The organism is Microbulbifer variabilis (genome assembly GCF_052467165.1).
The window spans coordinates 348,057-362,136 of sequence record NZ_CP174301.1; the positions used below are offsets into that span (position 1 = coordinate 348,057).

The 14,080-nt window shown below is 49.9% G+C and carries 12 protein-coding genes; 5 read left to right on the plus strand and 7 right to left on the minus strand.

What is annotated here, in order from left to right:
* Positions 1-197 precede the first annotated feature (197 nt).
* Genes ACJJIP_RS01565 through ACJJIP_RS01575 form a run of 3 tightly spaced genes read right to left on the minus strand, consistent with a single transcriptional unit; the run spans position 198 to position 2,816 of the window.
* A complete protein-coding gene (locus tag ACJJIP_RS01565; protein WP_353375599.1) occupies positions 198-1,103 on the minus strand; it encodes a sterol desaturase family protein in 906 nt (301 codons plus the stop codon).
* A gap of 1 nt (position 1,104) precedes the next feature.
* Positions 1,105-1,641 carry a hypothetical protein gene (locus tag ACJJIP_RS01570; RefSeq protein WP_353375600.1) on the minus strand — a complete coding sequence of 179 codons (537 nt, stop codon included), beginning with the start codon at positions 1,639-1,641 and terminating at the stop codon, positions 1,105-1,107.
* A gap of 44 nt (positions 1,642-1,685) precedes the next feature.
* Positions 1,686-2,816 carry an aromatic ring-hydroxylating oxygenase subunit alpha gene (locus tag ACJJIP_RS01575; protein ID WP_444946094.1) on the minus strand — a complete coding sequence of 377 codons (1,131 nt, stop codon included), beginning with the start codon at positions 2,814-2,816 and terminating at the stop codon, positions 1,686-1,688.
* A 93-nt stretch (positions 2,817-2,909) separates the two neighbouring features.
* Between ACJJIP_RS01575 and ACJJIP_RS01580 the strand changes: the two genes are divergently transcribed.
* The 3 genes from ACJJIP_RS01580 (at position 2,910) to ACJJIP_RS01590 (ending at position 6,998) form a co-directional block, all read left to right on the plus strand.
* Positions 2,910-3,476: a TetR/AcrR family transcriptional regulator gene (locus tag ACJJIP_RS01580; RefSeq protein ID WP_353375602.1), complete on the plus strand. Its 567-nt coding sequence runs from the start codon at positions 2,910-2,912 to the stop codon at positions 3,474-3,476.
* Positions 3,477-4,328: 852 nt separating this feature from the next.
* Entirely contained in the window at positions 4,329-4,928 is a 600-nt protein-coding gene (locus ACJJIP_RS01585) for a hypothetical protein (protein ID WP_020414419.1), read from the plus strand.
* 219 nt (positions 4,929-5,147) lie between these two features.
* Positions 5,148-6,998 carry an SLC13 family permease gene (locus ACJJIP_RS01590; protein WP_020414420.1) on the plus strand — a complete coding sequence of 617 codons (1,851 nt, stop codon included), beginning with the start codon at positions 5,148-5,150 and terminating at the stop codon, positions 6,996-6,998.
* 19 nt (positions 6,999-7,017) lie between these two features.
* Here ACJJIP_RS01590 and ACJJIP_RS01595 read toward each other — a convergent pair whose 3' ends face one another.
* Entirely contained in the window at positions 7,018-7,464 is a 447-nt protein-coding gene (locus ACJJIP_RS01595; protein ID WP_444946095.1) for a CBS domain-containing protein, read from the minus strand.
* A gap of 549 nt (positions 7,465-8,013) precedes the next feature.
* Here ACJJIP_RS01595 and ACJJIP_RS01600 point away from each other — a divergent pair.
* Entirely contained in the window at positions 8,014-8,490 is a 477-nt protein-coding gene (locus ACJJIP_RS01600; protein WP_020414422.1) for a DNA binding protein, read from the plus strand.
* Positions 8,491-8,666: 176 nt separating this feature from the next.
* Complete coding sequence (locus ACJJIP_RS01605; RefSeq protein ID WP_020414423.1) at positions 8,667-9,251, plus strand: SixA phosphatase family protein; 585 nt, start codon at positions 8,667-8,669, stop codon at positions 9,249-9,251.
* A 5-nt stretch (positions 9,252-9,256) separates the two neighbouring features.
* Here ACJJIP_RS01605 and cobB read toward each other — a convergent pair whose 3' ends face one another.
* The 3 genes from cobB to ACJJIP_RS01620 form a co-directional block, all read right to left on the minus strand.
* Positions 9,257-10,006, minus strand: a complete 750-nt coding sequence (gene cobB / locus ACJJIP_RS01610; protein ID WP_281165758.1) for a Sir2 family NAD+-dependent deacetylase — start codon at positions 10,004-10,006, stop codon at positions 9,257-9,259.
* Positions 10,007-10,135: 129 nt separating this feature from the next.
* On the minus strand, positions 10,136-11,443 hold the full coding sequence (locus tag ACJJIP_RS01615; RefSeq protein WP_444902594.1) for an NAD(P)/FAD-dependent oxidoreductase: 1,308 nt from the start codon (positions 11,441-11,443) through the stop codon (positions 10,136-10,138).
* 128 nt (positions 11,444-11,571) lie between these two features.
* Positions 11,572-13,866, minus strand: coding sequence for a slr1591 family oxidoreductase (locus ACJJIP_RS01620; protein WP_444946096.1), 2,295 nt, complete (start codon positions 13,864-13,866; stop codon positions 11,572-11,574).
* Between the last annotated feature and the right edge of the window lie 214 nt (positions 13,867-14,080).

The following is a 14,080-nucleotide window of genomic DNA, read 5'->3' on the forward strand; positions in this document are numbered from 1 at the left end:
AGAAATACTCTGCCACATTGATGCCAGATTAAGTTATGAGAATAAATAGGGTGCAATTATCGCTTTGTCTTTGTTAACTAGTTCAGGCTTGTTCGTGAGTATCACTTATCAAAAAATGGTCAAAATAGCTTATGAGATAGAACCATTTAATTTATAGTTAATAGATAGAAAAATCTGCCTTTATTGGTGCACAGTATTTAATTTTGTTGAAAGCTATTGCGATTCTGGTGATGTTTCCATATCCACTCAGGGGATTTTATCAATAGATGCCAGCGTGCTTTCCAGCCATTAGCCTGCCAGAGCTGCCGGAATAGCTTGGCGTAGCCGTGGCAAAAGATGGTAAACGGGTTGATGCTGTTAATTCTGGGAAAAACCCCGTACCGCACAGTTGATTTTTCCTCAGCAAAGGTTCCAAAAATCCGGTCCCAAATAATTAGAATACCGGCATAATTTTTATCCAGATACTCACGATTAGCAGCATGATGCACCCGGTGATGGGATGGGGTATTTAAAATCCATTCGATCGGTCTAGGTAGTTTTTTAACTGCCTCAGTATGCAGTAATGTTTGGTAAACCTGCACAATCATTTCGCTAAAGAAAATGAGAAGCGGATTAAACCCGAGCATGGCTAATGGCAGGTAAAAGAAAAAAGGCAACAAGCCATCCAGTGGTCCAAATCGGTAGGCTACAGAAATATTAAAATAGGGTGAGCTGTGGTGCACTGTATGGGAAGCCCAGGCTAAATTGACTCTGTGGGCAAAGCGGTGCTCCCAGTAGTAAGCCAGATCAGCAAGGATCAGGCAGGCCATGATGGTCCAGCCGGTAATGGGTAGTTGGACGATGCTGAAATTTTCAAAAACAAAGAAAAATGCGGCCACATAAAAAAGCGCAGCAATTAATGAGGTAATTGCAATAAAAGCAGCCAGGGTAATGAAGTTGCTAGCCGAATCACCTAGCATGTTTAGGGTCAGTTTGCGCTTGAGAGCATAACGTAGCAGTTCGAATACAAATACCACCATAGCCAGTAAAAAGAAGCCATCATTCACCCACACCTCTAAGTGTTCAATCTGTTCATGGGTAAACATTGCAGTTAAAAAGTTCATGTCACTGTTTCTCATTAACCTGATAAATATCAACAGAGCGAACAATCCCGTCTTCTGACAGAGTATATTTCTCAATGACTGCTTGCAGTGTTGGGCCAAAGTGAACCAGTTGCCAGTGCCCTTCAAGTCCATCTGGGGAAGTATCCGTGCTTCCTCCAATGTGGGTGACATCACCATCCGGTATGGGCTCACTGACGTTGCTCAGAAATAAGAAGCTTTCCTTCGGTAACCCTACCGTTACCCGGGCTTCATGGTAGTTCTTCGAAAATTTCTGGTAGATAATAAATATCTTATGAGGGCCCGGTTTAAGCCGAGTGTATACATCCTCGCGCTGCAATAGTAATTCAACCAGGTTGCCAGCGTTTTCCAAAGCAATGAAGCGGGTCATGCCATAGATTCTTTTTGGAAGAATCTCTGAACCTGATTGCGTTAAGGATTTAGCATCAGATTTTGTGGCAATTCCTGGTTCACTCGCTGCATTGGTTATATGTGCTCTTGTTTCAGGAGCTAAAGGCTGGGCCCAGGCAAGAAAAGTCACTGAGCCGGCAATAACACCTGTTAAAAGTAAGGCATGACAAAGTTTCAATTTCTACTCTCCCGGCTCGTAGATGTTCGATAAATAGGGATACTGGGACAGCCAAATAGGCGCGAAGCAAGAAAGTGGTGAAAATCCACAACAATGCGCTCTGCCTCAACTAGAGTGCCGCCTTTTCCAGAGCATGAGTTCATACCTCGTTGAACTCGTTCACAAATCCATTGGTCTTCGGCAAAGAATCTGTCCGTAAATTTACGGGTAGAGCGATTGCTGCCATGGCCGTTGTAAATCAGTGAACCGGATTGGACCTCTGTTTCACCCGCATGGCGTGGAATAACGGACATCCAGCTAAAAGAGACAGGATCGATAATGGCAACAAAGTTAGGAGGCAGCATCAGTAGTTGGTAATGTTCTGGCTTGCCAAAGCCAAGAAAGGACTTGATTGTGCCTCCAGTCAGGGCCCATCTGCTGCAGCCCGCGGTATAGTAGGCATCTTGGGTTGGTGTGACTGTTTCTAAGGTTTTCCGATGTACTTTGAACAGGTGGTAACTCTCCATGGCATTTTCCATCACCACTTTCCAGTTGGCAGACCAATACTCGGTTTTGCCAGGCTCGAATGCATCAAAAACGTCAAGCTGTTGGATTGGCAGGTAATTTGATAAGCTGGAAAGCTGTTTTGAGAGGGGGGGTGCCTGACCACTGACATCTACAAATACCAGGCCATTCCAGGTTTCTACCGGGTAGATAGGTAGACAGTGCCTGGCTTTGTTCACCTCCTGTTTTCCAGTGAAGGGTACTCCGAGTAAAGAACCTTCCAGGCTGTAGCTCCAAGCATGATATGGGCAGACTATGCGCTTATTAACATTGCCCAAGCCGGTATCCAGCAATGGTGTGCCTCTGTGCCGGCAGGTATTGGACAGAGCCCGCAGCTGTCCATCTGCCCCACGAATCACAGCTACAGGTATACGTCCAATATTAATGGCACAGTAATCTCCCTGTTTAGAGAGGCTTGCTTCGGCAGCGGCAAACACCCAACCCCCTTCAAAGATGCTCTCCATTTCCCTGTGAAATATGGTCTCGCACGTATATGCCCCGAAGGGCAAACAGTGGGCGTTAGGAAGCTGGGAATTGGCCGTGCGTCGATATTCGGATAACAAGTCTTCATCATCAGTACTCATGGAGCCACTCACAGTGTAAAATTTTTATGAGACATTTATGTATCATAACCGTCAGACATTAATGAGACAACTGTGTCTCAAAAAAGAGTTGCTATGAATACCAATGATTCCAGAGTCAGTCGCTCCCGAGCCCGCCTTATTGAAGCCGGCAAGGAGCTACTGATGAAGAACCCAAAAGCCAGCCTGAAAGAAGTAGCCGAAGTTGCCGGGGTGGGAAGGGCAACCCTCTACCGGCACTTTGAAACCCGTGAGGAGTTGATCCTGGAAATAGCCAGAGAGTGTTTTAAGTTAACCAGCCAGGTTCTGCGGCCCATCTATACAGATTGCAAGCTCTCGGCTCGGGAAAAGGTGCGCAGGGGGCTCGAGGCTCTGATGCCCCTGGCAGATAGTTATCATTTCCTGCTATCTCTGTGGAATATCGCAGAGGGTGATTTAGAAGTGCTGGCGTATTATGGTCAGCAGATGGATGATTTAACGGGTCTGATAGAACAGGCGCAAAAAGATGGCGACATTCGCAAGGATTTGTCCATCGAGTGGATAAGTTCAATGATTGATGCCCAGGTTTACTCAGCTTGGTGGTTGATCGGTCAGGGGCAGGCTAGTGTGGAACAGGCAGCAGGTTTTGCTGTTACCAGCTTATTTGAGGGTATAAATGCTTAGTAGTTTTAACCAACTTATTAGAGGCTGTACTTTTCCCTAATATGGAGAGGTAAGCCTTATTGTCAATCAATCTATTTCTGCCGAGAGAAAAACTCTTTACGGGAAAATTGATTGTGTGAATTTTTATTCGTGAAGTGTAATTTAGAAAAAATTTTCAATAAACTGTAATAATATTTATCTGTCTGAAAATGTAACTTATGTAGTAGGCCGTTAGTTGGAAGTAACCTGATATTTACACCATGTGTAAAAGTTAATCTGAGCGTCCGCCTCTTCTATTTTTGTCATATTTTTTATGTTCCCCTAATTTTATTTTTGATTCTTATCTTTTGAGGTTTTCCTGCCCAGGCAGTCATCAGTAAAAAGCATCATATTGGAGAATTGGCAACTCGTGAAAGTGTGGAGCAAGATATGTCGTCAAAGGTGAATTTGGTGGTAAGTTGTGCACAAAATAAGGAGGTCCAAAAAATATGGTAAAAAATAATTATAAAAGCGTTAGCTGGTGCTGTGTAAAACTAATATAGCGAGTGAATTTCCCCTGTCTTCAAATAGGGATTGCAACTGATTGTTTTTGGATTGCTGCTAAGTTAAAGGATGAAAAACAATTGCGGGGTAGGTACAACCTCTAACCTGAATTTAGGATTGATTATCTGATTTTTTTGTGGTTCATTAATGTGCATGAATTTCAGGAGGGAAAATTATTATTGATTTTCCTGGCTCCTGTTCAGAGTCAGCGTTGAATATTACCGGGGATGAATGTTTCTCCTGATTGCCAGTGGCATTTTCACTCAGCCTGAGTGGAAATTCAGTGTTTAATTTGGAAAAGTATGCGCAACTCCAGGGAAAATGTAAGAAATGGCAAAAAAATATATCTACATTCCAGTTAACAGCGATGAAATGCAGGAATTTGCAAAAGATCTGGCCGGTGCCTGGAATATTCCTGCAAACCAGATCCTCGCCAATAAGGTGACTTCCGGAGTTGGCAAGGCTATGTACCGATGGGTGGATAAGTGTCTCAGTAAACTTACCCCAGCTGACACTCTTTACATAGTTACCCATGGCACAGGTGCACCCGATGGAAAGATGATTGGGGCCCAACGCAATAGTGGTAATAACAAACAAAAGAAAGTATACGTAAATGGTATGGCGCAATGGCAGGGAGGTGAGTGGAAAACCTATACGCCAACCCAATTGGCGAGCACTTTGGTCAAGGAAGGCTTACCGGCTAACTTCGTTAACCTGCATGTCTGTGCTTGTGGCTCTGGTTATGATGGTAAGGAGCTGAGGCCCTGGGCCCAACGCCTGCTACAGCAGATGGCGAGCAGTCATAGGAGTCTTCAGGTAACAGGGTATACGGGTTGGTTTTCCTGCAGTACCAGCCGGGTCTGTATCAAAGTGGGTACAATCTTTTACCCGCTGGAGGAGCGCGCGGTCACTTTTTCCCTGGCGAATTAACGCATCGATGAATCAATAATTAATATCGCATAGGGATGTGTGATTACTTATCACGTCTATTTAAGGGTGAAGCTGACAGAGTTGCCTTTGGAAATAGCGGCACTGATTCTATCAGTGTTCTGACACTCAATTGCTCGCTCGATACTGTTCCTTGTATACCCTGAATAAGTCATCGCGACGAAATTCTCGCGAATGCCGTGTTCAGGACATACCTAATTTATGACTCTCGACCAGTTGCTTATTTTAGCCATCCTCGCGGTGACCATTGCGCTGTTTATTTGGGGCCCTTGGCGACACGATATGGTGGCACTGGCATCCCTGCTTGCCTGTGTGTTTACCGGCTTAATACCTGCTGAGAATGCCTTTAACGGATTTGGACATCCTGCGGTGGTGACTGTGGCCTGCGTGTTAATCATCAGCCGAGGCCTGCAAAACACCGGGGCCATGGATGCTCTGGCACAGCGAGTGGTACCGCGTAGCGGCAATATCACCTTGGGTATTTTATTGCTTACCGGTCTCGGCGCATTTCTGTCGAGTTTTATGAATAACATTGGTGCCTTGGCGTTGCTGATGCCAGTGGCTGCCGATATGGCTGAGAAACAGAATATAGCTCCCGGCAAAATTCTGATGCCGCTCTCCTTCGCCACTATTCTCGGCGGTATGACTACCCTGATTGGCACCCCACCGAACCTGGTGGTATCGGGCTTTCGTGCCAGTGCAGGTGCTGGCAGTTACGGTATGTTTGATTTTACTCCGGTGGGCCTACTAGTGACGGTCGTTGGACTGCTGTTCATCGGTCTGATTGGTTGGCGCTTAGTACCGGGGCGCAGTCAGGCTGGAGCCTCCAGTTTTGACACAGGTACCTACCTTACCGAGGCGGTTGTAGGCGAAAAGAGTGCCGCTGCAGGTAAGAGCCTTCGCGAGATTGGAAAACTGCTTGGTGCTGAAGATGCTCAGGTTGTAGGGATTGTTCATAACGATGCCCGAGTTTCGCCAGCTACTCCTTGGCACCGAGCGCACAGCGGAGACATTCTGGTTATTGAGGCTGAACCCGAATCCCTCGCGGCCAGCTTGTCGAGCCTCGGTCTCAAGATGGTGGGGGAATCGGAGAGTGTGCAGAAAGATAAAGAAGAATTGAAAGATAAAATGAGTCAAGCCACAGCTGGGCGTAAAGAGAAATCGGCAGAGAAGGAAAAAAACTCTAATCACCGTGAGGAAATGCAGCTGCGTGAGCTCGTGGTGATGCCCAACTCCCTTTTGGTTGGGCGCTCTATCCAATTCTTACATCTGTCTGCGCGCTACCAGATTCACCTGTTAGCTCTCTCCCGGCGGGGACGTCGCTCAGTGCGTAGGTTGCGCTCTACCCCGATACTGGCCGGAGATGCCCTGTTAATGATGGGGGCAGATGACAACTTGAATCATTTCGCCCGCGAGCAGGGTTGCGTCCCCCTGGCACAGCGGGATATCAGTATGCCGAATAAGGAAAAGTCAGCCATAGCACTAATTGCTATGGCTCTGGCGGTTGGGGGAGCTGCTTTTGGTTTAATTCCCGCTGCGATCTCATTTGCTGCCTGCGTATTGGCGTTTATGGCATTGAAGGTTGTACCGTTACGAAATATTTATGAGTCCCTGGATGGCTCGGTAATCGTATTGTTGGGTACCCTGATTGCAGTAGCGGACGTGATAGAAACCACTGGTGCCGCAGACCTGTTAGCGCAGGTATTGCTGGATAATCTGGCCCAGGGCAGTGCGGTAGTGGCATTAGCGCTGATCTTGATTGTCACCATGACCCTGTCGGATTTTATGAACAATGTCGCGACTGCGGCGGTGATGTGCTCCATCGCCTTTAGCACTGCGGAGCAGCTGGCAGTAAACCCGGACAGTTTCCTGATGGCAGTGGCCATCGGCGCATCCTGTGCTTTTCTGACTCCGGTCGGACACCAGAACAATACATTAATCCTTGGACCGGGAGGATTTGATTTCGGTGACTACTGGCGCATGGGGCTGCCTCTGGAGATACTGGTCGTATTAGTCAGTATCCCCATGCTGTTGTGGGTCTGGCCCTTGTGAAATTGCTTTTTTACCGAAATCAGGCGATGGAATCGTCTACCGGCTGGGCTAACTCCGCCATGTAGTTACTGCAAAAACGCAATATATCGGTCACTGTCACAATACCCACCAGTTCTCCCTCGCGCATTACCAATACCGAGCCGATCCCGGTATCGGCCATGGCCAATAGGATTTTATCGAGGGGGTCGTGGATATCGGCGATAAAGGGGCGCCGTGCACAGAGGTCATGCACGTATAGCTGCTGCTCTTCCAGGCGATGGCCGGGTGCATTAGCGCGTTCTATATCTCCCCTGGAGATAACAGTTTCCAGTTCACCCGCTCGAGTAACTGGTAAGTGGCGTACCTTGTGCTCCTCCATCACAGCCAAAGCGTCCTCGACAGTGGCATCGATATCAATGTGGTAGGGAAAGGGCGTCATTAATGCCGCAAGTGTGGGCATATGATGGATATTGTGGAGATTGGACATAGCTGACAATAAGTATCCAATAGTTTTTGGCAATGAACTCTATTGCAATGCCCAGCATAGTAATTTGCAATTGGCGACTGCAGGTACAATATAGCCAATACAGGAACAGTTGAATATCCCTTCATTGAGGGAGATATCCCCGCCTTTGTTACTTTTTAGTAGCGATATGGGCGAAGATCCATATTATATTCAAATGACAGTGTGTAAACAGTTGATATTTATTGGCGAAAGCTTATTATTCGCGACCTCAGCCGAGAAATATAACCAGCCATTCGGGCATATCACCACTTTTGGCTGAACTCGGTTAGTTTTAAATAATGTATTTGCCGATTATATCTAGCGTTGGAGTCCACCTGCGCAGCGGTATCTACTTTTTTGTTTCGGCCCGTTCGTAATGTGTCGAATATTACAGTTCTTAACCGCACTCAATCGGTTAACGCTGTTGTTTACAAATTTTTATATTTCGAATACCCGGGACTCGACTCTGTGTCGATTGCCGTCACAGGGTTTCCTCTGTATTTTTTAATAACCGTCGTTGAGGTTTATTGAATGTTTCAGGAATACGAACAACTTGAACAACAAATCGCCGAACACCAGGCGAGAATCGAAGAGCTGCAGGAGCAAATGGCCCAGGCAGAACGTAAAAAAGATGGCGTAATCGCTTTCGATAAGGCGCTGGTTAATTTGGCTGCGGAATACCAGATGGAAGAGGAAGAGTTCTTCGTCGCCCGCGGTCAGCAAATTGTTGAATGGCTGGTTGGCCAGCTGGGTGATGAGGATGCTCAGGACTTTGTTCAGACTCTTAAGTCCCGTGTTGCCCGTCACCTGAAGAAAGAGGGAGATTCTCCCCGTCGCGGTCGTCGTGCAGCGCCCGCCAGTAAGTCTGCGGAGCCCAAGCTGGAAACCGGCCACTACCGCAACCCTTATACCGGTGCCACTGTGGAAAAGAAAAAGCGTAATCCGAAGGCTTTAAGCCAGTGGATCGATGAGTATGGATTGGACACTGTAAAAGAGTGGAAGATCTAATCTCTTTTTGATCGCTAGTCCGGTGCCGTTTTATTGGCACCGGATATCCTTCCCTATATATTTACTTTTCTTTACATATTGAGCGCATACTCCTGCGTTTTATCGCATTCCGATTTACTTGCTCTATCATTGCCTGCATAACGTCTTACTGAGTTATTGATAGGGAGTATTAATCCGTGTTGTCCCGTTTAACGGTTCGCTTTACTTGCGCACTCCTGGCCCTGTTTGGAATGGCGGCTTGGGCTGAGAGTGAAACTGCAATTACTGATAGCCAGGTTATCTATTTAGTGCGCCATGCTGAGAAGCAGCGGGGCCTGGAAAGTGGAATAAACCCGCACCTGACAGAAGCTGGGCGGCAGCGCGCCAAGCAGCTGGCACGCGTACTTGGCGAGGTGGGTATTGATGCGGTGTACAGTACTGACTATGTCCGTACCAAAGAGACCGCAGAGCCACTAGCTGCGGAGTTGGGTTTGCCGATTCAGACGTATAATCCCCGTAAACTGAAGGAATTTGCACGGCAATTCGATCAGGCCGGTAAGCGGGTGCTGGTTGTGGGTCACAGTAATACAACTCCAAAGCTGGTGGAGCTGTTGGGCGGTGATAAGGGGCGGCCAATCAGGGAGTTGGATGAGTACGATCGGCTTTATATCGTGATACGCAATCGCGGAGATGTGACAACTTTGTTACAGCGTTATGGTGCCGATAGTAGTGCTAAAGCTGAGCGTAAATCGAAAACTGAAGCAGCTGTGGAAGAACCGTAAGGATTTTAGCCCAATAGATCTCGTACAAAATAATCCACGACCTCAGAGGCGGGCCCATAGCGGTGCTCGGCAAAGGCATCGCCAACACTGCTGCGCTCCAAATTGAGTTCCACGCTGTGGGCACCTGCCTGGTTGGCACATTCCACAAAGCCCGCTGCGGGATAAACGTTGCCAGAGGTACCTATGCTGATAAATAGGTCGCACCGACTCAGGGCATCGTAAATGCTACGCATTTGAAGGGGCATCTCCCCAAACCAGACTACGTGGGGCCGCAAGGTGCCCCTCAGGGCGCAACAGTGGCAAAGGTCGCTTGTATCCAGGTCTGAGTCGATAGGAAACAGCTGGCCGCTAGTACTGCAACGCACTTTCAGAAGCTCCCCGTGCATGTGAATCAAATTGCTGCTACCGGCTCTTTCATGTAGATCATCAATATTCTGTGTGACCAGCAGGAACTCTCCGGAAAACTCTTGTTCTAGTCTTGCAAGTGCATGATGGGCGCTATTGGGGTTGATTTCACCCGATAGCAATTGACGGCGCCGCTCATTGTAAAAGCGCTGCACCAGGCGGGGATTACGCGCGAAGGCTTCCGGCGTAGCAACGTCTTCAATACGATGGTTTTCCCACAGGCCATCGGCTCCGCGGAAGGTGCGAATCCCGGATTCCGCTGAAACTCCGGCACCAGTCAGGACCACAATACTTTGATACTGCATATTTATCGGTTTTTTCTTATTCTCAGAATAGGTATGCGGCTGGATACTATGTCGATCGCAAAAAAATTACGCTACCAGCATGGGGGCAAGTGCCTATATTGAATTTCTTAAGGCGCACCCCTGCGCCTTGATAATTTACGAATCCCTGTGGTGAGTCAAATCAGAGTGTTTGGTCTAATGCAATTTTAGCCGTGGGCTGACCGCGCGATTGGCCTGGCCGACCAGATAGAGCAGCATGGCCTTTGGCCAGCCGTGAATCGCTGCCAAGTGCATCCGGTAGAGGGAGCGGTAGGCAAAACCGGCAATGCGCCCCTCTACGGTGAGGCTGCCTTTTACCAGGGCGCCCATCAGGTTACCTATCGCAGTGTACTTACTCAGGGAGACCAGTGAGCCGCGATCGCGATAGTAGAAATGTTCCAACGGTTTGTCTTCAATCAGGGCGACCAGATTGTCGGCAGTCAGAGTAGCCATCTGCTGTGCAGCCTGGGCGCGGGGTGGCACTCTTTGTTCATCTCCATCTATACAGCTGGCACAGTCTCCCATGGCGAATATTTTGGGATCGCTTTGGGTCTGCAGAGTGGTTGTCACTTCAATTTGGTTGAGGCGATTAGTGGCGAGGCCATCCAGGTGGGTGAGAAACTCGGGGGCTTTTACCCCGGCAGCCCAGACGCGGATCGTTGCAGGAATTTTCTCTCCGTCGCGGGTTGTCAGGTCCGTGGCGCTGGCGCTGGCGATGTTGCAGCCAGTGAGCACACGCACTCCCATCTTTGCCAATTCCCGTTCGGCGTTATTGCCCAGCCGCGCGGGTAGTGCTGGTAGTAGGTGTGGGCCGGCTTCAATGACCGTTATCTCAATGGCATTGGAGCGAATGCGGCCGTAATTTCCCATTAACTTACTGGCATCTACCAGCTCTGCGGACAGCTCCACGCCGGTAGCACCGCCGCCGACGATAGCAATTTGCAGTTTTTCCTCGACATGGGTTTCCAAGCGCAAAAAATGATTGAGCAACTGTTGGTGGAATTTCTGTGCTTGCTCGCTGCTATCGAGGAACACACAGTGTTCGCGGACTCCCGGAGTACTGAAGTCATTACTCTGGCTGCCGATGCACAGCACCAGGTAGTCGTACTCCAGCTCCCGTGACGGCACCAGTTCGTCACCGTCGTCGTCCTTGACAGGGCCAAGTGTCAGCACTTGTCTTTTCCTGTCGAGGGACTCCAGTGCACCAAGTTGGAATTCATAACCGTTAGCGCGGGCATGAACCTGATAATTGAGCGCGTCCATATTGGCGTCAAGTGCGCCGGCAGCGACTTGGTGGAGCAGGGGTTTCCAGATATGGGTACGATTTTTATCGACCAGAGTTACTTGTACGGCGGGAGTTTTACGCCGTCGTGGCAGCCCCCGGGTAAAGTTGAAGTAGTGTCCGAGTCGTGTGGCCAGATGGAGGCCGCTGGCGCCTCCGCCAACAATCACGATTTTCTTCATGGTGATTGGTCTTCCTGTCGATTGCTAAAAAGCCGACTCCCCAATCTGTGAAGACCTATACGCCGGAATACTTGGTTGCCGGCGCTTGTTCTGGCGCCAGTATCTCTCTCATCGGTATTGGAGGCAACTTAAACCTGGCTTTGCACCGCCTCATTGTCGCGAGTTATCAGCTGGCGCCAGTTTCCTTCTCGTTGCAGGCGCACACTGGGCTTCACTCCATCAGTGTGGGTGATAACGCCAATGATTGCAGCCTGGCTGCAGCCGCTTTGTAGCAGGTCACGCACACAGGCCTCAGCGTGTTCCTGTGGTAAGGCGGAGAGCAGCCCACCACTGGTCTGTGGATCTGCGAGCAGTGCCCAGTGTGGAAGGGATTGCCACTCCTGAGGGTTTTCCACAGAAAGGTAGGCGCGTGCGTTCTGCGGTTGCAGGCTGGAGAGCCAGCCGCGCTCGATACACTTAGCGGCACCCGGAATCAGCGGAAGTTGTTCGGCGATTAGTGTGGCGCCAAGCTTATCGGCGTCGAGCATTTCCAGCAGATGGCCGAGCAGGCCGAATCCTGTAACATCTGTTAAGGCGCGTGCGCTGTGCTGGGCAAGTACTTCGGCTGCGTTCGCATTGCTGAGCAGCATGCACTCCAGGGCCTTCTGCACCCAGCGCCCCTCAGCTTCACCCATACCCTCCGCTGCGAGAATTGTGCCTATGCCGAGGGGTTTGCTCAGCACCAGGCAATCTCCCTCGCGAGCTCCGCTTTTTTCCAGTAACTGCTCACGTTCCGCCAAGCCATTCACCGTGAGCCCTAACTGCATCTCCGCGCCTTCGGCAGTATGACCACCGGATAGGGTGCAATTGTGGCGGTTGAGTTCGTAAATGGCCCCGGCCAATAGTTGTTGTAAATCTCGTTGGGTAATTTCTGCTGCGGCGGTAGGCAGGGTTGCCAGCACTTGTGCACTGACGGGGCGCGCATGCATGGCGAACAAGTCTGAGAGTGCATGCAGTGTGGCAATTCGTCCAAACAACCAGGGGTCCGCCACCATAGACCTCAACTGGTCTGAGCTTTGGACCAGCAACTGGCCTGGGGGCAGGTCCATCACTGCGGCATCATCGCCCACGCCACGTAAAAGATATTCTGACTGCTGGGGGGGCAATTTCTGTAAGGCGCGGCGTAAAACTTCTGCGCCGACTTTGGCACCACAGCCGTTGCAGCGCATACCCGACAATGAGATGCCGTTGCGTTGGGTTAATACTTCACGGGGTTGGGCCTCAGGCATTTCCTCCATAGCAACGGGCAGGTCGCTAAAGCGCTGCATAAAAGTGCGATCAATATGGTCTTTCCAGCGCCATAGCAGGTCACCTGAGACGGCAATCCCATTGCGTACAGCGATGGCGCGTTTGCCGCCACAGGATAGCAAGCTCAGGAAGCTCTTTTGCGGGCGATAGCTCTTTAGCGGGTGACCAGTGAGAGTGGCGCGCAGGTTATGGAATAGAATTGGCCCCTGGCGAACGGCGTAGACGCCGGCTTTGGGCAGTGGCTCTGCTGAAAAGCTGGCCACATCACCACAAGCGAAAATTTCCTGTCGGCCCTGGGCACGCAGCCTGCGATCCACCAGCACAAAGCCCTTTTCATCCAGGGCAAGCTGTGAATCAGCCAACCATGGCGGTGCACAAGCATTAGTGGAGAGGAGTACCTGGTCGAGTTCCAGCAGGTCGCCGCATTTATTGCGTACGCCTTGTTCTGTAATCTCCTGAACAGGCCAGTTGTGATGCAGCTGTACTCCGAGACGGTCGAGTTCGCGCTCTGCAAGCTTGCGTGCAAGCAGTGGATAGCCTTGGGGGATTCTTTCCGTGGCGTGAATCAGGTGTACCTGCACACGCCCGGAATAAATTTGCTCCTCCAGTGCGTGGGCCATTGCCATGGCCAGTTCACAGCCACCAGCACCACCGCCGACAATGCCGAGTTTTAGCGGTGCCCGGGTCTTATGCACATGTTGTAAAAGTTTCTGCCAAAAAGGATAGAAGTGCCCGATGGGCTTGATTGGGATTGCTAACTCCGAACCCGGCAGCTCCCGTGCGGGAGTCGCGCCCACATCCAATGACAGTAGGTCATACTCCAGTGGCGGGCGCCCCAACAAGGAAATTTTACGTTCTTCGGGATCAATATGGTGCGCACAGGCCTGCACAAAGCGAGCCCCAGCCGCACGGCATAGCCGGATCAAATCTATATGGGTGTCATCCAATGAATAGTGGCCCGCTACCATACCAGGTAGCATGCCTGAATAGGCGGTTTGTACTTGTGGGGAAACCAGTGTTAGACGCGCGCCTGGTAGTGGGTTCATAGCCCACATTTGCAGCACTATGGCATGGGCGTGGCCACCGCCGACCAGAACGATATCCTGGTAATTTGGGTGCTCCTGCATTTCACTCATTGCTCACTTAATGGAATGGTCGCAGCGATATATAACCTGATCGCCTGCCAAATTCTTCCGCCGTGCAAATTCACTTCTGGATAAATAGTAGACAGCATGAGTTGAAGTGAGACCTATAGCACGACACCGGCTCCTATTATCGCGAATCGAAGCGCCAGGGTAAAAAAATACACAGGTGCTGGTCTTTACTTTATTGGCTTGGCTGTCGTTGCAG

What these genes read in the sequence shown, in the direction of transcription:
- ACJJIP_RS01565 (WP_353375599.1), bottom strand. Translation starts at nt 1,103, where the DNA reads ATGAACTTTTTAACTGCAATGTTTACCCATGAACAGATTGAACACTTA.
- ACJJIP_RS01620 (WP_444946096.1), bottom strand. Translation starts at nt 13,866, where the DNA reads ATGAGTGAAATGCAGGAGCACCCAAATTACCAGGATATCGTTCTGGTC.
- ACJJIP_RS01615 (WP_444902594.1), bottom strand. Translation starts at nt 11,443, where the DNA reads ATGAAGAAAATCGTGATTGTTGGCGGAGGCGCCAGCGGCCTCCATCTG.
- ACJJIP_RS01590 (WP_020414420.1), top strand. Translation starts at nt 5,148, where the DNA reads ATGACTCTCGACCAGTTGCTTATTTTAGCCATCCTCGCGGTGACCATT.
- ACJJIP_RS01600 (WP_020414422.1), top strand. Translation starts at nt 8,014, where the DNA reads ATGTTTCAGGAATACGAACAACTTGAACAACAAATCGCCGAACACCAG.
- ACJJIP_RS01575 (WP_444946094.1), bottom strand. Translation starts at nt 2,816, where the DNA reads ATGAGTACTGATGATGAAGACTTGTTATCCGAATATCGACGCACGGCC.
- ACJJIP_RS01585 (WP_020414419.1), top strand. Translation starts at nt 4,329, where the DNA reads ATGGCAAAAAAATATATCTACATTCCAGTTAACAGCGATGAAATGCAG.
- ACJJIP_RS01595 (WP_444946095.1), bottom strand. Translation starts at nt 7,464, where the DNA reads ATGTCCAATCTCCACAATATCCATCATATGCCCACACTTGCGGCATTA.
- ACJJIP_RS01580 (WP_353375602.1), top strand. Translation starts at nt 2,910, where the DNA reads ATGAATACCAATGATTCCAGAGTCAGTCGCTCCCGAGCCCGCCTTATT.